Annotated in this window: 16 protein-coding genes, 1 tRNA gene and 1 pseudogene; 8 read left to right on the plus strand and 10 right to left on the minus strand. The window is 45.9% G+C overall.

What is annotated here, in order from left to right:
* Window positions 1-377: 377 nt before the first annotated feature.
* Together QUB63_RS05900 and QUB63_RS05905 are read right to left on the minus strand one after the other, a co-directional pair.
* Window positions 378-620, minus strand: coding sequence for a putative toxin-antitoxin system toxin component, PIN family (locus QUB63_RS05900; RefSeq protein WP_332943877.1), 243 nt, complete (start codon window positions 618-620; stop codon window positions 378-380).
* Window positions 621-628: 8 nt separating this feature from the next.
* The gene (locus QUB63_RS05905) at window positions 629-883 is read right to left on the minus strand and encodes a hypothetical protein (RefSeq protein WP_332943878.1); all 255 of its coding nucleotides are present in this window, start codon (window positions 881-883) and stop codon (window positions 629-631) included.
* Between the two features lie 329 nt (window positions 884-1,212).
* Between QUB63_RS05905 and xth the strand changes: the two genes are divergently transcribed.
* On the plus strand, window positions 1,213-1,998 hold the full coding sequence (gene xth, locus QUB63_RS05910) for an exodeoxyribonuclease III (protein WP_332943879.1): 786 nt from the start codon (window positions 1,213-1,215) through the stop codon (window positions 1,996-1,998).
* 282 nt (window positions 1,999-2,280) lie between these two features.
* On the plus strand, window positions 2,281-3,156 hold the full coding sequence (locus tag QUB63_RS05915) for an SDR family oxidoreductase (RefSeq protein ID WP_332943880.1): 876 nt from the start codon (window positions 2,281-2,283) through the stop codon (window positions 3,154-3,156).
* Window positions 3,157-3,351: 195 nt separating this feature from the next.
* On the opposite strand, the gene QUB63_RS05920 is transcribed toward QUB63_RS05915, so the two are convergent.
* Window positions 3,352-4,476 (minus strand): EAL domain-containing protein, encoded by a 1,125-nt coding sequence (locus QUB63_RS05920; RefSeq protein WP_332943881.1) that lies wholly within the window; start codon window positions 4,474-4,476, stop codon window positions 3,352-3,354.
* Window positions 4,477-4,828: 352 nt separating this feature from the next.
* Between QUB63_RS05920 and QUB63_RS05925 the strand changes: the two genes are divergently transcribed.
* Window positions 4,829-4,951 carry a hypothetical protein gene (locus QUB63_RS05925; protein ID WP_332943882.1) on the plus strand — a complete coding sequence of 41 codons (123 nt, stop codon included), beginning with the start codon at window positions 4,829-4,831 and terminating at the stop codon, window positions 4,949-4,951.
* A 3-nt stretch (window positions 4,952-4,954) separates the two neighbouring features.
* Here the strand turns inward: QUB63_RS05925 and QUB63_RS05930 are convergent.
* Window positions 4,955-5,028, minus strand: a tRNA-Pro gene (locus QUB63_RS05930).
* A gap of 75 nt (window positions 5,029-5,103) precedes the next feature.
* Between QUB63_RS05930 and lipA the strand changes: the two genes are divergently transcribed.
* The 3 genes from lipA (at window position 5,104) to QUB63_RS05945 (ending at window position 8,842) form a co-directional block, all read left to right on the plus strand.
* Window positions 5,104-5,994, plus strand: a complete 891-nt coding sequence (gene lipA / locus QUB63_RS05935) for a lipoyl synthase (protein WP_332944221.1) — start codon at window positions 5,104-5,106, stop codon at window positions 5,992-5,994.
* A 781-nt stretch (window positions 5,995-6,775) separates the two neighbouring features.
* Window positions 6,776-8,044 (plus strand): RNA polymerase sigma factor SigC, encoded by a 1,269-nt coding sequence (gene sigC / locus QUB63_RS05940; protein WP_332943883.1) that lies wholly within the window; start codon window positions 6,776-6,778, stop codon window positions 8,042-8,044.
* Between the two features lie 270 nt (window positions 8,045-8,314).
* Window positions 8,315-8,842: a transcriptional repressor gene (locus QUB63_RS05945; protein ID WP_332943884.1), complete on the plus strand. Its 528-nt coding sequence runs from the start codon at window positions 8,315-8,317 to the stop codon at window positions 8,840-8,842.
* A gap of 178 nt (window positions 8,843-9,020) precedes the next feature.
* On the opposite strand, the gene QUB63_RS05950 is transcribed toward QUB63_RS05945, so the two are convergent.
* Window positions 9,021-10,595, minus strand: a complete 1,575-nt coding sequence (locus tag QUB63_RS05950) for a peptidoglycan-binding domain-containing protein (RefSeq protein WP_332943885.1) — start codon at window positions 10,593-10,595, stop codon at window positions 9,021-9,023.
* Between the two features lie 382 nt (window positions 10,596-10,977).
* A complete protein-coding gene (locus QUB63_RS05955; protein ID WP_265236614.1) occupies window positions 10,978-11,154 on the minus strand; it encodes a hypothetical protein in 177 nt (58 codons plus the stop codon).
* A gap of 620 nt (window positions 11,155-11,774) precedes the next feature.
* On the opposite strand from QUB63_RS05955, the gene QUB63_RS05960 reads away from it, so the two are divergent.
* Window positions 11,775-11,990, plus strand: a complete 216-nt coding sequence (locus QUB63_RS05960) for a hypothetical protein (protein ID WP_332943886.1) — start codon at window positions 11,775-11,777, stop codon at window positions 11,988-11,990.
* 33 nt (window positions 11,991-12,023) lie between these two features.
* Window positions 12,024-12,407: pseudogene (locus QUB63_RS05965) on the plus strand (SGNH/GDSL hydrolase family protein); the annotation flags it as partial.
* A 203-nt stretch (window positions 12,408-12,610) separates the two neighbouring features.
* On the opposite strand, the gene QUB63_RS05970 reads toward QUB63_RS05965, so the two are convergent.
* From QUB63_RS05970 to QUB63_RS05985, 4 genes are all read right to left on the minus strand, one after another.
* Window positions 12,611-16,936 (minus strand): amino acid adenylation domain-containing protein, encoded by a 4,326-nt coding sequence (locus QUB63_RS05970; RefSeq protein ID WP_332943887.1) that lies wholly within the window; start codon window positions 16,934-16,936, stop codon window positions 12,611-12,613.
* Between the two features lie 609 nt (window positions 16,937-17,545).
* On the minus strand, window positions 17,546-18,022 hold the full coding sequence (locus tag QUB63_RS05975; RefSeq protein WP_332943888.1) for an SH3 domain-containing protein: 477 nt from the start codon (window positions 18,020-18,022) through the stop codon (window positions 17,546-17,548).
* A gap of 170 nt (window positions 18,023-18,192) precedes the next feature.
* Window positions 18,193-19,701, minus strand: coding sequence for an AAA family ATPase (locus tag QUB63_RS05980; protein ID WP_332943889.1), 1,509 nt, complete (start codon window positions 19,699-19,701; stop codon window positions 18,193-18,195).
* A gap of 233 nt (window positions 19,702-19,934) precedes the next feature.
* Window positions 19,935-20,450 (minus strand): YceD family protein, encoded by a 516-nt coding sequence (locus QUB63_RS05985; RefSeq protein WP_332943890.1) that lies wholly within the window; start codon window positions 20,448-20,450, stop codon window positions 19,935-19,937.
* Window positions 20,451-20,597: the final 147 nt, after the last annotated feature.

A 20,597-nucleotide genomic window follows, 5' to 3' on the forward strand; every position in this document is an offset into this window, starting at 1 on the left:
GCAGCGCGATCGCCTATTTGACTCAGAAAAACAAGTGATATCTTGGTTAGCTAGTGAAGCCTAACCAGTTGAAATATCAAAAATTTCAGCCAATATCGAATTATCCCCATCAACATTATTACAAGCTGTACAATTTTGGGGACGGCATTTATTAATTGACCAATTGAAACAAGGTGAGCGAACACTTTTCACACTCCAGCCTGTATTGATGGAGTATTTGAAAAACCACCATTAATAACTGACTCATTTGGCGAGCGACTAAATCTATCAATAAACATATCTGGAGTAATAATTTCTACCGTCATCAAAGGATTTAAGGTCAACAAATCCATATCCCCCGTAACAATTATATTGGCATTACCACTAACAGCCCACTCTCAAAAATTATTACCTTTTTTATCTCGACACACTGCGATTCTTTCTGTAATATAGACAGACTGGGATGAACTGATTAATTTAAGCAAAAATAGCTTTCTTTCTTCTAAATAAAGATACTTGTTAAACTTTTGACGATTCAGAACTTGCTCTAATTCTTTTAAAGTCGCTTCACAATATAAAATTATTCCTTGTTTTTCTGCCAATTCGATCGTCCGAAATGGTACTGACGTTTGAAAAAGCAAAGCACTGATTAAAACATCAGTATCGCTCGCAAATCAATCAATTCATCATTATCGGCTAAAATCTCCTGTAAAATTTCAGGTGTCAAGCCTCGCTGTTGTGCTTTATCAGAAATTTCTGCCATTACCTCTGTTAAAGTTTTGTTGTGTAAATTTTCTCTCAAAACAAATTGAATAATCGAGCTTAACTGTTTCTGAGTCTCAGGAGTAGCCCCTTCAAACGCCTTCTTAATATCTTCATCAACTTGAATCGTAATTGTTGTCATAACCCTTAAAAATATCAAAAGTTAATCATAAAACAATTGCTTGCTTAAATTTATTGTATCACAGGGTGTTAAGTTCAATTTCTACGAAGACCCCATATCCCTCAGCTTGCGCCACGCTACGCTATCAGCCAAATCTGCCTCAATGCGCTCACGCCCGATTCCAGCTCGGGATAGCTTCGCCGCGCGTACATCCGAACTCACCAGCCTCAAACTGTACTATACTATAGAGCGTCCCGGTTGCGACCATCACTCACGAGCATCCCGATCGCACTTTGATGAGTAAATCTAAAATCTAAAATCTAAAATCGACTAATCTATTACTTACTATAATGAAAATCGCCACCTGGAACGTCAACTCAATTCGCACCCGCCTCGAACAGGTTACTAACTGGTTGCAAACAAACCAAATAGACGTTATATGCTTGCAAGAAACCAAAGTTACAGACAAAGACTTTCCCCTGCAACCCTTTCTCGACATCGGCTACAACTGTTACATTTCCGGTCAAAAATCCTACAACGGCGTCGCTATTTTTAGCCGATCGCCCATGTCACAAGTCAGCGCCGGATTTTCCCCCCTTCTCGGCACTGCAACCGCCGACAGCTTCGACGAACAAAAACGGCTCATAGCCGGGGTTATAGACGATATTTGCATCATTTCCGTATACGTTCCCAACGGTTCCGAGGTGGGTTCGGAAAAGTATCAATACAAACTACATTGGCTCAAACTGCTGCGAGAATACCTCAAAATAGCACTAGACAAATCGCCCAAGTTGTGCATTTGCGGCGACTTCAATATCGTTCCGGACGATCGGGATATTTACAATCCCAAAGCTGCTGCAAACTCAGTTGGCCTATCACTAGCCGAACGCCAAGCATTAACAGAAATCACCGAATTAGGATTGAGCGACCCCTTTCGCAAATTCACCTCAGAAGGCGGACATTATAGCTGGTGGGACTATCGCGCCGCCGCATTTCCCCGCAACAAGGGTTGGAGAATAGACCATCATTATCTCAGCCCTCCCCTGTACGAAAAAGCAAAAAACTGTATAATAGATATTGCTCCCAGAAAATTAGTCAAACCCAGCGATCACACCCCCGTAATTGTCGAAATTTGAATTGTGAGTTATAAATAAAACGAAGGCAAAAGAAACCCGGTTTCTACCCTAAATCTTAGGTCTAGCAACCATAAATTTAAGAAACCGGGTTTCTAGAACCCTAGGCGATGCTTGGCAAAAGAAACCCGGTTTCTACCCTAAATCTTAGGTTAAGCAACCATAAATTTAAGAAACCGGGTTTCTAAAAGCCCTTGCAGAAAATTGCTTCTTGAATCCGTTAAATCCGTCGAGCGAATCCGTTGCCGAACTTCCTTCGTTTATAACAACCAACCCACAAAAATCATGTTCTTAGTAACTGGAGCAACAGGCCCACTAGGGCGCCGAATAGTACGAGAAATCAGACAGCAAGAAAAACCTGTCCGCGCATTTGTTCGCCTCGCTTCTCGCTACTCAGAATTAGAAAACCGAGGCGCCGAAATTTTTATCGGCGACTTGAAACAAGACAAAGATATTAAAAAAGCTTGTCAAGGAGTGCAATACATCATCAGCACCCACGGCACCGGCGGCGACGTTCAAGCAGTACACTACCGCGCCAACATAGAACTGATCGACTGCGCCAAAGAAGCCGGAGTGCAGCACTTTGTCTTTATTTCGGTACTGGGAGTCGATCGCGGATACGAAGATTCCGCAGTATTTAAAGCCAAGCGAGAAGTAGAAAAATACCTGCAAAACAGCGGATTAAATTATACCATTTTGCGACCGGCCGGTTTCGCTTCGAGTTTGCTGCCGCTAGCAGAAAGATTTCGAGAAACCGGGCTTTACCTGCTGATTGGCGACGGCAAAAACCGCACATCTGTTGTCAGTACCGACGACTTGGCTCATATTGCAGCAGACTCGCCAACAGTCGAAGGCGCGCGCAACCAAATTTTACCAGTCGGCGGCCCGGATGTGCTGACCAGAGACGACATTGCCCGCATTTTTGGACGCTTGTTCAAGCGCGAACCGATGGTAATTAACCCGCCGCTGGTTGTGTTTGACGGGTTGCGAAATGCCGTGGGTTTGTTGAATCCTCAAGCTCAAAAAAGTTTGGGTACTTTGCGGGTATTGCTGGGTAACGAGTTTTTCTGCACTCCCGAAGAAGTGCAAAACTTGGAATCTATTTACGGCATCAGAATGGAATCCCTGGAAAGCTTTTTGCGGCGCAATTTGAGCGTTTAAAATGCTAGTTGTTCTCGTTACCAGTTAAATCAAGTTGTAGGGTGCTCTACTACATTAGACATCGACCATATTTATTGTGGAACAGGCATCCTGCCTGTTCAAAGCTGGCAATTCTTGCGATGTCTATTGATTATTTCGATTTCACCAGGTTTTTCTCCTCCGGCGCACCTTACTTACAGATGTGCTGCAAACCTTTTAAGCAGACATAGGCATTGCTTCAACACCACCAATATAGCTGGTAACTGTTATTGGTGGAGAAGTCGGCTTAGCAATCAAATAACCCTGCACAAAAGTTGCCCCCCGTTCCCGCACCCACTCTAACTCCTCCAAAGTTTCCACACCTTCAGCCACTGTTTTAATCTCTAATTGAGCGGCAACTTCTAACATTTTTTCAGTAATTAGTGCCTTATAATAATCTTGATGGACGTTCCGAATTAATTGCATATCCAACTTAATAAAATCGGGACGCAACTGGTGCATCAAATTTAAATTAGAAGAACCGCTGCCAAAATCATCCATTGCAATCAAAAAGCCCGCTTCTCGGTAAAACCTCAGAATCTTAATCAAGTGATCCATATCCGGAGGGTGTTGAGATTCCGCTACTTCAAAAACAATATTGCTGTGAGGAATTCCCGATTCATCAATAGCCTGCACCGTCATCCGCAGACACGTAGCCGGATCGTAAACAGAAGTCGGAGAAAAATTAATAAAAAGCAGTTCTTTGATATCGTGCACTTGGGCTTCGCGAATAGCCCGAGTCCGGGCTAAAGCATCTAGTTGAAAAATTATACCTGCTGATTCTGCTTGGGCAAAAATCCGACCCGGAGGAATTAAGTTTCCCTGCTCGTCAATTCCTCGGAGCAGCGCTTCGCGGGCAAAAATTTTAGAAGTATCTGATGTATGAACAATCGGCTGAAAATGCGTAGTAATGCGTTCTTCCGACAATAAATCTAACAGCCAATCTGACTGGCTGAAGTTAATAAAAGAGTCTAAGGAAGTGCTGCGATAAAAATCGCTAAGTTTCGGCTGTTCAACGGCGCGCATCCACAAAACTTTTGTCTCTTTCAACTCTTGATTTGTCAGCACCGAGGATGCTAGGGTGCTAAACTTTTCTCTTCCTATTGCCTCAAGGATAACGTATAAACACTTGCTCTCTTCTAAAAGCTGGAATTCAAGTTTAGCCTTGGCCAGTGCAGAAATAACCTTGTTGAGCGTGTGCGATACTGGAAACCACAGGTATAAACCTCCGGTGCCCTCTATTTTTTCGGGTACTGCTTCGCAGCGAGAGCAGGAGCCGAAGGTTTTGCCACTTCTTTGCACTAGAATATTCTCCGATTTTTGGGTGAATTTTAAAACTGCTCGCAATTAATCATTATTATAAGCTAATTCAGCTATTAATACATCTATCTCAAGATGTAAATGTTGAGAAACTTTTATTGAATAATAATTTCTGTATTTTTACTTGCTTCTGGTTTCAAACCAGGGCCAAATTTCTCAGCTCAAGAACAAGTACGTGTAATTAAACACAGTCCCAAATCCCAACAGAGCGAGAAGACAAAGACTTGCTCTCTACTCTCTACTGCTGCTCTGATTCTTTACGCCTTATTCTCTAATTCCCTTTGCGAAAACAGCGGCTACAGTTGATTTTTTGGCAAAGGGGAATTAACAGACCGTGAAGCGCAGCTATCCCGACCGGATTCGCCCGATCGACAATCTGTGCCCCACCACAAATACAGACAGCCGGACGATCGCCCCAAACAAACTCACTTGCTGGGGAATATCCGATTTAATTTAACAATCGGGATGACAGGATTTGAACCTGCGACCCCCTCGTCCCGAACGAGGTGCGCTACCAAGCTGCGCTACATCCCGAATTTAGTCAATATATTTTAGGATATCACATTTAAGTCACAACTTAGCAACCTCGTATATAATGTTTTGTAAAACATTACTCAGGCGGAGGCAGACGTGACAGTTAAGCCCCAGTGGTTGCGAGTTAAAGCCCCCCAGTGGGAGCGCGTCGGCAACGTCAAAGAAATTTTGCGGGATTTATCCCTGAATACGGTTTGCGAAGAAGCTTCGTGTCCGAACATCGGCGAATGCTTCAACGCAGGTACTGCTACATTTTTGATTATGGGCCCGGCTTGTACCCGCGCCTGTCCTTACTGCGATATCGATTTTGAGAAAAAGCCCCAACCTTTAGATCCGACGGAACCAGAAAGATTGGCGCAGGCGGTGCAGCGGCTCAAACTCAACCACGTTGTGATTACCTCTGTCAACCGCGATGATTTGCCGGATGGGGGCGCATCTGTGTTTGTGGAGTGCATTCGATCGGTACGATCGACAATGCCCGATACAACTATAGAAGTTCTGATTCCCGACTTGTGCGGCAACTGGCAAGCTTTAGAAATTATTCTCGCAGCCCGGCCGGAGGTACTCAACCACAATACCGAAACCGTAAAGCGACTTTACCGGAAGGTGCGGCCGCAAGGAAAGTACGATCGCACCCTGGAATTGTTGCAGCGCAGTCGCGAACTTGCACCTGGGGTTTACACAAAATCCGGTATCATGGTGGGACTGGGGGAAACAGATGCCGAAATTCGGGAGGCGATGCAGGACTTGCGGGCTGTCGGCTGCGATATTTTGACCCTGGGACAGTACCTGCAACCGACTCAAAAGCACTTGAATGTAGAAAATTTTGTGCCGCCGGAACAGTTTGATGCTCTCCGAGAGTTTGGCGAATCTTTGGGATTCTTGCAAGTTGTCGCTTCTCCCTTAACTCGCAGTTCGTATCACGCCGAACAAGTGAGGGAATTGATGAAACTTTACCCGCGCTAGCAATTTTAATTTGAGTTGATTGGCCCTCGCGCACCGTTCTCACTAAAACTCGATCGGGTAACAGCGAGGAAAAACCTGTACTTTCCCTGCAAGCGGGAGTGCAACAAACCAGGTTTCTCATCCTGGTGCTCTCTCGCCTCATGCTAACTGGGAAGCCGCAGCCAACAGCAAAAAAATATCGGCTTCTGGCCTGGTCAAACTCCCGACTTACCGAAAAGACATCGAGAAACCCGGTTTCTTCCTCAAATTCTCGGTTTAAATCCAGAATTATTGTCGAGAAACCCGGTTTTTGCCTCAGGCGCTTCCTCTGCGGTAATGCGGACTGTAGAAACTCTGAAGCTCATATTCTGTAAGGGATTAAACTTCCTATGAACTGCGGGTATTTAATCAAGAGCGCCGAGTTATATAAAGTTTTATTAAAAAAGTCGCGAATTTTCCGAAGTGATCGGGAACCAGGTTATTGGTGATGAAGATTAACTTAACTTCTGACGAACGTCACTTGTTTTTAGGCAGTCAGTATCTATACTAGCTATAGAAACAAAGAAGTACAACGCACTTTCCAGGCCTTCAACCTGTTACATCAGAAAGTTCTTAGCGTTTTCCTGAATCTTGGTAAAACAAGTAGGGCAGCCCTAGTTCGATCGCCCAACAGCAGAAAAGTCAGGAAAGTTAGTAAAGAAACAAAAAGCGGTGATGCTTCGTCTTAACAAAGTGGGCATCATAATTATAAATAACCGCTAAGCGTAGCATCTTTTCACCCGGAGCCACTGAGAAAATCACTATGCCAGCCACCTCTTTTTACGCTGAAGCTGAATTCGACGAACAACTGCGAGTCAATCCCTTGCAAGATGTAGATGTGTTGGATGAAGATGCTGAAGAAGCTGGAGACGAACCGATCGACCAAGACCCAGCAGAGACTGAAGATGCAGACCCAGCAGCCAAATTGCAAAAAAATGCCAGCCGCCGCACTACAGATTTAGTGCGCCTTTATCTGCAAGAAATCGGTCGGGTGCGTCTCTTGGGTAGAGACGAAGAAGTCTCGGAAGCTCAAAAAGTTCAGCGCTACATCAAATTGCTGGAATTGCGCAACACCGTCGCATCCCAGGAAGAAGGGCTGATTGGGCGCTTCGTGCATCTAATTGAAGTGCGCGATCGCCTGTGCGCACAATTGGGACACAAACCTTCCCTGGAACGCTGGGCACTAACTGCGGGCGTCGGTGACGTACCAGAACTCAAGCGAATTATGGCAGAAGGCAAGCGCCAGTGGGCAGAATTAGCCCAGATGACGGTGGAGGCGATCGAAAGAATTCAAGCAGAAGGGGTCGAAGCTAAAGACCACATGATTAAGGCGAACCTGCGCCTGGTGGTTTCGGTGGCGAAAAAATATCAAAATCGCGGTTTAGAATTGCTCGATTTAATACAAGAAGGAACTCTAGGACTGGAGCGAGCTGTAGAAAAGTTCGACCCGACTCGCGGGTATCGGTTTAGCACCTACGCCTACTGGTGGATTCGGCAGGGAATTACGCGGGCTATAGCAACTCAAAGCCGCACAATCCGCCTCCCCGTCCACATCACCGAAAAACTTAACAAAATCAAGAAAGCCCAGCGCAAAATTTCTCAAGAAAAAGGTCGGACAGCTACGATCGAAGATATCGCTGTCGAGCTGGACATGACGGCGCCCCAAGTCCGAGAAGTTTTGCTGCGAGTCCCCCGCTCGGTTTCTCTGGAAACTAAAGTGGGCAACGAAAAAGATACAGAGTTGGGCGACTTGCTCGAAACCGACAGCATCTCCCCAGAAGAAATGCTGATGCGAGAAGCTCTGCACCGCGACTTGCAGCAACTGCTGGCAGATTTGACCAGCCGCGAGCGGGATGTAATTCTGATGCGCTTTGGTTTGGGCGACGGACACCCCTACTCGCTGGCAGAAATCGGTCGCGCTCTCGACTTGTCCCGCGAGCGAGTCCGCCAAATTGAAGCCAAAGCTTTGCAAAAACTCCGCCAACCCAAGCGCCGCAACCGCGTGCGCGACTATCTGGAGTCTCTGACTTAAAGTAGCTGGTGTGCATTTACTGTATTGGTAATGTCCGTTTCTGGATCTAGGTAGAAGGCAGAAGGCAGAAAGCAGAAAGCAGAAGTAATAATTTTTACTTCAACACGATTTCTCTGTCCTCTGTCTGGGGCTTTACGGTCAGTTTGCCGTCGAAAATTATTAAAAACTAAATTTTTTCCTCAACCTTTTTTCAATAAGCTCCGATATTTGCAAAATATCTCGATCGTTGTGTATTATTGTCAATAGGCAGACTTTCTTGAGAGGGTCACTATGGCACTTTACACCGCGTCCTCATTCAAATCCGAACTCAATGACAAAGGCTGGCGGATGACTCCCCAACGGGAAACCATCTTGCACGTGTTTCAGAACCTCCCCAAAGGCAACCACCTGAGCGCGGAGGATTTGTACACTTTGTTAAAAAATCGCGGCGAAAACATTAGCTTGTCCACCATTTACCGAACTTTAAAGTTAATGGCAAGGATGAGCTTGCTTCGCGAACTCGAACTAGCCGAAGGTCACAAACACTATGAAATAAACCAGCCTTACCCGCACCACCACCATCACTTAGTCTGCGTTCAGTGCAACCGAACGATCGAATTTAACAACGATTCGATTTTGAAAATTGGCATGAAACAAGCTGAAAAGTCTGGATTGCACCTGCTAGACTGCCAGCTAACGATTCATACGGTGTGCCACGAAGCTTTGCGGATGGGATGGCCGTCTTTAGTTTCCAGCAATTGGTCTTGTCCGAGGTCGATCGCCCAAAATGGCAGCACCGCCCCGGATTCAATCGAGTGAAGATGCACTATTTTCGCATTTCAAGTACGGTTTGTTACAATTATTAACAAAGATCGGCAGGGGTGCGATCGCAATTACGCCGAAACCTGGTTTCTTCAGGAAAATAGATCGTTTCAGGAATCATTCGGGAACCAGAAACCCGATTTATTTATTTGATGTAGCGTCCGCAAGTGGGCTGCTAAAAAGTTTGGCTCAACAAATCGTCGCTGCTCACCCCGTAACTGCGCACAGCTCGATCGAGCGCGTCTTTCGTCGGAGCATCCAAAACTCCGCTGACGGAACCCGTGTAAAAGCCGAGGCCTTGCAGCCGCGTTTGTAATTGCTGAATGCTCGATCGAGAATTGACACTGCTGCTAATCCCAACAGCAGGAACAGCCAAGCGCCCAGCTAATCCGTTTTGGATCTCGGCCAAAGTCGCCGCAGTGGCAATACCCGTCGCCGGCGACAAATTGCGTTCCTGCTGAAACGACAGCACCGCCCGCTCAGTCTCGGCTCCAAATACTCCGTTCACTCTTGCGGGGTTTTTGCCGAGACTTCTGAGCGCAGACTGAAGCTGTCGGACAGCGGGCCCAGTATCGCCCCGCCGCAGACCCGCAGCCACAGGCTGCTGCGCCTTTGCAGCCTGTCTGTTGCCTTGCCGCAAAGCCGATCGAGTGCCCAGATCGACCCTTCCAGTCCCGAACAGCCCGCTATCTCTCTGAAACCGGATCAAAGCCGCTTGAGTTGGTCGATCGAACCAACCGTGAATCTGGCTCCTGTAATAACCCAATTGTTGCAGCCGCCGCTGCAAAAATTCTACTTCAGGGCCTGTGTCGCCCAACTCCAGAAAATCTCCAGCATTACTCTGCTCCTCATTTTCTCCTGGATATACAGTAATTTGAGCTTCCCTCATCTGGGCATCTATCGCCTTCAAAGTAGCAGTGTCAGCGCAGCCGTCAGAAACCAGATTGTAATCTTGCTGAAAACGAGTCACAGCGTAAAGAGTGCGTTCCCGAAACTTGCCGTCAACGCCACCTTCAAAATAGCCCAAAGCTTTTAGCTGCCGCTGGATCAAGTCTACCGTCGCCCCTCTGTCGCCGAACCGCAGCCCCTTGCAACCGCCATTTCCCGAAATATCTCCCGGCGTAACGGGGGGAATTGGTCTGGTGGAGCCAAACAGCAAAGCTAAAGTTTGCCTGTCAGCAACTCCAGTCACCCGCAGTCGATTAATTCGCTGGAAGTATCTCACCGCATTGAGAGTAATTTCGCGAAAACTCCCTGTGGGATGCGTGTTGAAGTAGCCTAGCTGTTGCAACCTGCGCTGGAGATCCGAAACATCTGCACCTGTGTCTCCAAAGCGCAGCTCGCTATAGTTTGTATAAATAGTTTTAAAAGGTCGATCGTCACCGGCAAAACTGTTGAGCGCTATCACAGTAGATCGATCGGGCCTACCAGTCAGCGACAGTTGATAGTCTCGCTGAAAGTTAGTCAGAGCTTGTTTTGTTACCGGGCCGAGCTGACCGGTGGAAGATCTGGGAAAATAACCTAGTTCCCGCAACCTGTCTTGAACAGCTCGCACATTTGGATAAACCGGATCTATTTGAGCAAAAGCCGAACCGGCTGCACTCAAAACCGACAGCATCAAAGCCAGAGACAGCAAACGCACATAAGTCTGACTAGATAGGTTTTGCCACTTGGGTGCATCAAAAATTTTCGACTCTTGTGCGGGTGCTTCGCAAACAAGAGCAAGTTCGAGATAGGCGAGGGATTCCATAAATTTTTACTGTGAAATTGTGGCTGAGGTGTAGGAGCAAACTCAAGCTGAGCTTTAGGCTGCTCTATCAAGGCTAAGTTTTACCTGTTTGCGCGAAGCACCCGTTTCTGAAAAAAAATTGTCTTCAAAAATAATTACAGGTAACAACCAAGATAGCATCGCTGTTTATACAGACGCGAGAGTCAGGAAAATAGTTTGCAGCCACATCTTAGCCTTGATGAGAAAAAAATGACCAGTTTTTGCGTATTATTGGCTGAAAATTAATTTTGTTTTATATAAAAATATTGGTTGTGGACGATCGACTAAAAATCCCCACCCTTGCTAGTTGCAAACAGGGCGGGGACTTTATGGGTTAACTATTGTGTAAAAATGCGACATTAACTTAAATTAAGCCAAACCGATCGCAAATCAAAGCTACTCCCGCTGCAAAAACAGTAATTCCCAAGGCTACCAGCGGGTTTTGCCCTCTGCTCACTGCAAAAGAAGTGACCACGCCAGCTCCTAAAGCCGCAGTTACAGCAGCAGTCGCCAAATCTCGATCGGGACGTTTGTCGTACATATTTTTTATGGTTGATAGCTGTGAAGCTCAAAAGTTACATCTTGGGATCAAAGCTATCATTCTTGCCTCGGCTGCGGTGACCAAAGCCTACGCTTTGCAACTAACCTTAAAATTTTGCTAAGTTTCTTAACATAATATTATTAATAACATAATTTAAACTTATGTATTGTTTTGTTTTTCTGTTGAGTTTTAGCTATTGAAACCTTTTGTCTGTTGCTGACGGGGTGACAAGCAACTTGAAAGCCAAGCTATACAACAATACGGTTCACTTAGCCTTGTCCGAAGAGAGGAACGAAGCAAACTGTGTCTACTTTTCATGGGTTTTATCTGTTGGAATCTCTTAACTGAACCTGATTGAGCTATACAAGGGTTTAAGCCGATTCATCTCAAACAAGATGGAGGACTGCGATCGCTTAATTCGTAATTCGTGATTAGATAAACTGATTATAATTATGAATTACGTTCTGGTAGCATATTGATTGATAAGTTCTGTTAGTTTCCTTGCTCATACCTGTCTGAAAAAACCGAGCGCGATTATTTCACTCCTATTGAATGTCATTGTCTTAACAGGGATTTTAGGATGGGCGATAAAGACGGGGTATTTAGGTAGAATCCTCCTCATGTTTAATGAAAATTATATCGAATTACCGACAGACACCCTCAGTTCTAACCCTTGGTGGGAGGATGAAGTTAAGTATCAACTCGAGCTGACTAAACAAACTAAAATTGCTCCTTGCTTTTTTGGCGATTCTATTACCTATGGGCTGGGGAATACCATAGGTAATGATACTTTTAATTTTGCCTTACCCGGTATGTCAACAATTTCTCAGCTTTAACAGCTAAAACAATTAACTGCCGAGCGAGTTAAATGTAATAAAGCCCTTATTGCCCTCGGTACTAATGATGCGATTTATCGAGCGACGGATGCACAATTTATTAACAATATGCAGCAAATCATCAGCATTATTAGAACAAAAATGAACGCCAAAAAAGTGCTGTTAATCCCTTCATTTTACTCAACGGTTGCAGCCAGCCACGATCTCACACTAGCGGGTCCTTTGGAAAGAGTGGAAAAAATTAGAGCATTCACTCGTCAAGTGGCAGCGACCGAGAAAGTTTTGATAGTAGAAAAAGAACTTCAGCCCCTTTATGAAGGGAGAGTGTTAAAAGAAAATGCAACAAAAGATGGCGTCCATCTTAACTGTGAAGGTAGAAAAATTTATCGAGGAGCCTTATTAAAAATACTGCGGTGACAACCAACTTGAAAGCCTGGCCAGACAAATGAAACCCTTGATACTGCTAGATTATAAGCTTACGTTATCACCACAAGTACGCCAGAGCCGATAATCCTATCCAGCTAAAGATGCGATCGCCACTTTCTCTATTAAGCTGCGCTTAATAGAGAAATGTTATGAGCTGCTGCATACCAGAGGCAGATAGCAGCTCAGATCGCAGCCTAAAGTTTTGCTAAGGCTCGATCGATATGCACTCTCATTTTTTCCGCCAAGAGATGGACATTGGGTTTTTGAAGGATACTTAGATGATTTCCAGGGATATCATATATGTCTAATCCTCCAACCAACAGTTCATTCCAGTTTTCCAAAGTGCTAAAGTGACTTTCATCCATCGCCCGGAACAAAATCGCCCTGCCTGGGTAAGGCTGTGGCCTGTAACTTTTCACAGCGTAATCCCGAAACTCTAATCGAGGATCTACAGGAGCATTATTAATGTTAGAAGTCGATTTAGTCTTCTGAAATTGTTGTATCTTTTGGAAAACATAGGAAAGCCCTTTTTCGCGCAGCTTTTTGGCATGAAAAGCCAGCTTCTGACTCAATGACAGTTGGTCTTGCCCCGGAATCGCACTATCCAAAAGGCCCAGTAAAGCTACCTCCTCACCCTGTAAATGAAGTTGATGTGCCATTTCAAAGGCTACTAAGCCACCTAATGACTCACCCGCTAGGAGGTAAGGCCCTTTAGGCTGATGTTTTTGGATTTCTTTGAGATAGCGAGTTGCCATATCTGCAACACTCACTAAATCCGTTGGTGATTTGTCAAGTTTATCCTTTTGGAACATACTGACTTCCTCGTTGAGATAGACTCCATAACAAGTCTGGTCTTCGCCGAGGTGTCTTGACAAATCATAGTAAAGGAATATGCCGTAAATGAAGAATAAAGGCAGTTTGGAACTGCCTTCCTGAATCGTGACTAAAGCCTGCGCAGAAGACAAGCATCCTTGTTCGCGAAGGGTGTTAGCCAACTGCTGAATCGTTGGCGATTGGAAAAGGATAGGTAAAGATAGCTTTTGCTTGTAGGTTTCCTCTATTTCACGAATTAGCGATATCGCTAATAGGGAATGTCCTCCCAGCTCGAAGAAATTATCTGTCGTACTGATGGGTGAAGTATGCAATACTTTTTCCCAGATCTTGATGAGTTGAACTTCCAAATCATCCTGGGGACTGGCAAATTCTCTTGGCTTTTCTGGCGTTGCTTGAGTTGTAGTGGCTGGCGGATATAGAGGCGTTGGAGTGGCGGGTGTGATTGGTGGTTGGGCAGATTGTTGAGGTGCAGGTAGAGCTTTACGATCGACCTTACCATTAGGTGTTAGAGGTAGAGCTTCCAAGAAAACAAAGATAGACGGCACCATATATTCTGGTACGTACTCCTTGAGCAGACTTCGCAGTTCTTGGATGGTTGGGTTCTGATTGTTGACGGCGACAATATAACCCACTAGACGCTTGTCGCCAGGAAAATCTTCCCTGACGATGACCACCGCCTGCTGCACATTGGGATGTTTGACCAAAACAGACTCGATTTCACCGAGTTCGATGCGAAAACCGCGAATTTTGACTTGAAAATCTAGGCGACCCAAACACTCGATATTTCCATCTGGCAAATAACGTGCTAAGTCCCCCGTCTTGTAGATTCGTTCGGTTTCCCGAAAGGGATTAGGAATAAATCTCTCTGTCGTTAAATCGTCACGCTGCAAATATCCTCGGGCTAATCCTGAACCACCAATATGCAATTCCCCAGCCACCCCAACGGGAACGGGTTGCAGGAGAGAATCTAAGATGTAGATGTCGGTGTTGGCGATGGGTTTACCAATTAAAATTCGCTGTTCAGGGTCTTTGACTTGATAAACAGTTGACCAAACTGTTGTTTCAGTGGGGCCGTACAAATTCCAAAGTTCCGTACCTTTGGTTAACAATTGGGCAGCCAATTCTTTGGGCATTGCTTCCCCACCGGAGAGGATTTTCATCGGGGACTGACCTTCCCAGCCCGATTCCAGCAATAATCGCCAAGTCGCTGGGGTAGCTTGCAGGATCGTAATCCCCAATTGGGCGATCGTCTGTGATAACTTTCTGCCATCCATGGCATCTTCCCGACTCAGGATGACAACCTGTGCTCCCACAGTCAGGGGTAAGTACAGTTCTAAGACGGCAATATCAAAAGAGAGGGTGGTGACAGACAGCAAAATATCCGCCGCACTGATTCCCGGTTGCTCCCGCATCGAACGTAAAAAATTGACTGCCCCGCGGTGGAGAACTTGTACACCTTTGGGCTTACCCGTAGAACCGGATGTGTAAATGACGTAAGCCATATTTTCTGGCGTAACACTTGCGATCGGTGTTTCCTGGCTCTCTTGAGCAATCAGGGACCAATCCGTATCCAAACAGATGACCAATGCTTCTTTGGTAGGCAGGTTCTTGACAAGCCGCTGTTGTGTTAACAATACTTTGGCTTGGGAATTATCGATCATGTATTCCACGCGATCGTCCGGGTAGTTCGGGTCTATGGGAACATAGGCTCCGCCCGCCTTCAGCACACCTAATAATCCCACCAGCATTTCCAGAGAACGCTCAACACAAATGCCGACTAAATCATCCGGTTTTACCCCTCTTTTTTGTAAATAGTGGGCCACTTGATTAGAGCGTTGATGCAGTTCTTGGTAAGTCAATGTTTGACCTTCAAAGGAAACCGCAATTTTCTCGGGAGTTGCTTCTGCTTGCACGGCCACTAACTGGTGGAGGCATCGATCTTGGGGGTCATCTGTTTGGGTTTGATTCCATTCCACAAGCAACAGATGTTTCTCTTTGTCTGGCAACAGCGGCAATGCAGAAATCGGTAGTTCTGGATGAGCCACAATCCCTGCCAACAAAATCTGGAAATGCTCGTTCATTCGTTCAATGGTTTCTGCATCAAACAAATCCGTGCTGTAGGACCAACTCCCCTCCAATCCTTCGCTGGTTGGTTTTAAGAATAAAGTTAAGTCAAACTTCCCTTCGTTATTTTCAATCACCCAAGGACTTGCCGTTAATCTTGACAGATCTATTTTTGGGAAGGGAATATTTTCTTCAAAGACAAAGGTCACTTGAAACAGAGGGGAATAGCTCAAGTCGATCTCGGGACAAAATTCATCGACCAATAAGCAATAGGGCACATCTTGATAGGCTTGCCCTAACAAAGCGACTTTCCGCACTCGTCCCAGAAACTCTGGGAACGTGGGATTGCCGGACATATCTGTACGGAGGGGGACAGCATTCACAAAATTTTCTGAATTCACACGGCCCACAAACGGGGAGCCAACAATCACGTCTTCCGTACCTGTATAGCGATAGAGCAAGATATTAAACGCGGCTAACAGGGTTGTTGATAGGGCGACCCCTTCCTGGCCGCCCAATTGGCCCAGGGCTGTGGTGATTTCCCCAGAAATGCAAAAAGACAGAGAAGCTCCCTGGAGGGATTGCTCTGGGGGGCGCGGCCGGTCAGTGGGTAGGGGTAATAAAGGGGTGGCTCCGGCAAGTTGTTTTTTCCAATAGGCTAAGGAGTCTTGAAGGGGGAGCTTGCGTAGCTCTGACATCAGAGTTTTATAGGATGTTTGGTAGATTTCCTTATCAATACATTGCAATTTGGGATCGTAATACAAGATCAATCTCAGAATACCCAAGGCTGCAACCCATTGTTTAGCTGCTATATATTTCTGGATTTCGTAAGGCAATCGATCGCCAAAAAGCTTAGTCCAGTGGTGTTTGCCCTGCTCATAGGCAACTATATATTCTTCTTTTCCAGTTTTTTGAACGTAACTCCATTGCTGATAATGATCTCGGATTGCATGGATCAGAAAGTAGGTCGATTTACTGGATATGTTATTGCCAGTGTAGCGATATTGAGAAACGACTTGACCGTGGAAATAGATAGGAAAATCACGGGCAACTCGCAGACATAAATTGTAATCTTCGGTCGCTAATACACTTGGGTCAAATGCACCGATAGACTCAATGGCGACAGCCTCCAGCGCAACACGGCGAAACATAATACAACCGCATTGAATCCTATGCCGCATAGCCAAAAGGCTTTCATAATTAGCAACTTCAGGCTGATTCTCATATTTCTCTTCTACTTTGTATGAGCCATCGGGTTGAATGGAATAGAAGAAATAACGACCAAATACCAAGCCCATCTCTGGCCTGGCGTTGAGATGCTTGACTCCAATCTCGATCGCTTCAGGCAAAAGGCAGTCATCACTATCCAGGAAGATAATATACTCTCCTGTACTAACCCGCAGACCTGTATTGCGTGCAGTAGCATGGCCTTGGTTGTTTTGATAGACGTATGTTACTTTCAAGTAGCGATCGCAGACTTCTTTCGTATCATCAGTAGAGCCATCGTCTACTACAATGACCTCAAAAGCAGGGTAACTCTGTTCAAGTATGCTCTCAATTGCTTCCGGTAAAAATTGGGCGCTGTTATGCGAGGGAATTACTACGGATACGTTTTTGGTCATTTTCTATACTCCAAACTTGTGTTAAATGTTGCTCGCTGCACCCAGTATTAACAATCTATCTCTCCAGACATAGATCTGTCCACACATCCATCTCTCACAAGACTTATAGCCAGGGGAAGCGTCCCGATTTTGCGAGGGGGGGAGGGCTGTACTATCCTGCTCTGGCAATTGGGTCGATCGATCTGCACAGGTAAGATAGCGTGTAAGCTAGGGGAAGTTCCAAAACTACCAAACCTATTCTTACCTACACTTAACCTACGGTTTCAATCCCTCACAGACATCTCGGAAAATCCCCAAACCCTTTATTTGAGAAGTTTGTGGCTATTTGGAACAGCGTGTGAAATTGCCACAAACTAACCAAACGATCTGGCGAATGAAGATTAATTGATAAAAATCAGCTTATTCGATCGACGATTTTAATTGGCCTTGACCCCTGATACGTAGTGCGAGATAGAAGCGGAAAGCCCGATCGGTCCTGAATTTCCTAATTTAAATCGGCAAAGGAATAGCTGAGTCCCAAGATGGCGGAATGCTCTGCAAATCCACTACATCATCCCCATACCGTTTGAGTGTTCAGCAGTTAACTCTTTGATATGGACGGCGCTGGTCCTATTCGCCTTCAACTTTTTCGGTATTGCCGCCCTTGACCCAACCTTCGCGGTTGCCATCCTCAACCCGAATCCGCTGCCACTCTTTGTCCGGCGAATCTTCCAACACCACGACTTTTTCCTTGTAACCAACACCGCCAATCCGGTTCGAGTCTCGGTTGCCGCTATCCCGGAGAATTAAGCCGATCGGCTGAGTAACTAGAGCTCGGTAAGCTCCCGGTTCCAGTGGTTTCGGAGACGCGGCATCGCTAGACGTAGCATCACCAGACGTAGAAACTGTGCTGGCCTTGGCTGTTGACTTCGAGCCAGCGCCGGCAATCTGAGCTGCTGTTTTGTCGTTGGGAAAAACAGGTCTTTCCGGCACAGTAGTTAGCTTAGCGGCAAAGTAAAGTGCAGCCGCTACGCTAGCGCCTGCCATTAGGACGATCGCTAGCAGAAAACCTACTAAAAACTTGAAAACGCTATATACACTGTTCATATGAAGGAAGAAGGAAGTTCGGCAACGAGCAAGGTACGGGATGTAACGGATGTAACGGATAAAAGTCAAGCGTGAAGTCGAGAAATGGAAGAAGGAAACTGGGAAATTTCAGGCTTGGTAGGGTGACTCTGGGAGGAAAATTTTATCTTCTGTCGAATGTCTTCGATCGACTAACCCTGAATCCGGCGGCTCAAACTGCCGTATCTAGAAGCAAGGCGAGCTTTCCCAGCAGCAGCCCAATCTTGGAGAAACTGGATTTGTTCGCTCGCCGTTCTGGCTAAGGGCACCATCTGACTAGCTGATTCTAAAATATCATCTGTGGTAAAGTCTCGATTTTGGCTAAACCCAATGTGCATTGCTTCAATCAAAGTTTGCTCGATTTCGGCTCCTGAAAAATCGGGAGTTTCGTAAGCCAAGCGCTCTAGATCGTAGTTTTTGATGCTGTGCGATCGCAACCGCAACAAATGTACCTCAAAAATCGCCCGCCGTTCCTCCTGACTGGGCAAACCCACAAAAAATATTTCGTCAAACCTGCCTTTTCTCAGCATTTCCGGCGGCAAAGACTGGATGTTGTTGGCGGTGGCGACTACAAAAACCGGCGATGTTTTTTCGGCCAGCCAAGTAATAAAAGTTCCGAACACGCGGCTGGTTGTGCCGGAATCGCCTTTACCGTCCAATCCCGCAAAAGCTTTGTCAATCTCGTCTATCCACAGCACGCAGGGCGCTAAAGCTTCCGCTAGCTGAATCATTTGTCTGGTGCGCGATTCCGATTCCCCGACTAATCCGGCAAACAAGCGCCCGACATCCAAGCGCAGTAAGGGCAAATGCCAGTGGTGGGCGATCGCCTTTGCAGTTAAGGATTTTCCGGTTCCTTGAATTCCGACTAATAACAAGCCTCTGGGATGCGGCAAACCGTATTGGCGGGCGCGATCGGAAAAAGCACCGCCGCGCCGCAGCAGCCATTCTTTGAGATTGTCCAAACCGCCGATATCGGAGATATTTTCGCGGGCTGGGTAAAAATCCAGAATTTGAGTTTGGCGGATTGTTTGGCGCTTTTCTTCTAAAATCAGTTCCGCGTCGTCGGGATGCAGTTCGCCTCTGGTGGCGATCGCCTTTGCCAAAACTCGGCGGATTCGTTCGATCGACAGACCTTGACAGGAGCGCACCAATTCGTCCAGCAAACGCCCCTCAATCGCTTTTCCGGTAGCCCCTAACAGTCTTTCCACCTCTATTTTGATTTCCGCCGCCGCAGGCAGGGGAAACTCCAAAACTGTGATTACTTCGCTGAGGTCTTCCGGGATCGAAGTTATCGGAGATACGATCACAATATTTTTGGGCACAGATTTGAGGAGTCTTGCCAAATTCCGCAGCTTGCGGGAAATCGAGACATCTTCTAAAAATCGCTGAAAGTCTCGCAAAATAAAGATTGCTGGCGCGGATGCCGGCAATTTTTCGAGAAATTCTAAAGCTTGCAAGGGGTTGCGCTTGCCAAAACCGGTATCGTTGGGATTGCCTTGGTAGCCGTCAACAAAATCCCAGATGTAGACGGCGCGAGAACCCTGTTTTTTGGCTGATTGGGCGATCGCCACTTCTACGCGCTCTTCTTCCCGTGTGGGAATGTAAATTAAGGGGTAGCGCGATCGCAGCAGCAGTTCAAACTCGTCGCTAAAAATAGTCATTACTCATTAGTTATTAGTCATTAGTCAAGAGTCATTAGTCATTAGTTATTAGTTATTACTCATTAGTTATTGGTTATTAGTTGTTAGTTTTTAGCTGGTGTTATTTTGAAGTCTTCGTTATTCTACAGTTATTAGTTGTTAGCTACTGACTGCTGACTAATGACTTTTGACTGCTGACTAATGACTAATGACTAATGACTCTTGACTAATGACTCTTGACTAATGACTCTTGACTAAGGCAATTGCCGTTTAAGTGCCGCCAGAGACGCCCAGCGACTGTCCGATGCAGCTTCTGAGCTTTCTGTCTCTTCTGCCTCCTCATTTAAATCTATTCCCGGACATTCAGTATCGCATAGCTGTTTGTGCGGCAGTTCCAAACACATTTGCTGGTACACCCAATCGCTGGGAGAGAAATAACCCGCAGGCGACAAATTTTCCACCAAATCTTCTAAATCAACTTCATATTCTCCTGAAGTTGCATCAAGCTGACTCGGCTTTTCTTCCAACCAAATTATTTCCGATGATTGAATTTTCAAACGGTGATTGTATTGTTTCAGACAGCGGTGGCAGGTGAGAGTCACAATTGTTTCTGCTTTCGCCTTCACCTCAAGAAAATTCCCTTGGTGACTAACTTGCAGTCGCCCCCGCACCGGAGTAAGAGTTTCTAAATCGGGGATAATTTCTTCAAAATCAATGACCTCTTTCCGCTCGGTTTTTGTGAGTAGATGAGGGATATAAATTGTCTCCATAATCATCTTTCGCCGTTTTATTATCCTCGTCTCAAGTCAAAAGTCAAAAGGAATAGCTCATTTTTGGCTTTTTCCTTTTTCCTTTTTCCTTTTTCTTTTTTACCGTCAGCGCAGCCGCACTATTAAACGCCGAGTCGATTTTAGATT

Origin of the sequence: Microcoleus sp. ARI1-B5 (assembly GCF_036705795.1) — a bacterium.
In the GTDB taxonomy this organism is placed as follows: domain Bacteria; phylum Cyanobacteriota; class Cyanobacteriia; order Cyanobacteriales; family Microcoleaceae; genus Microcoleus.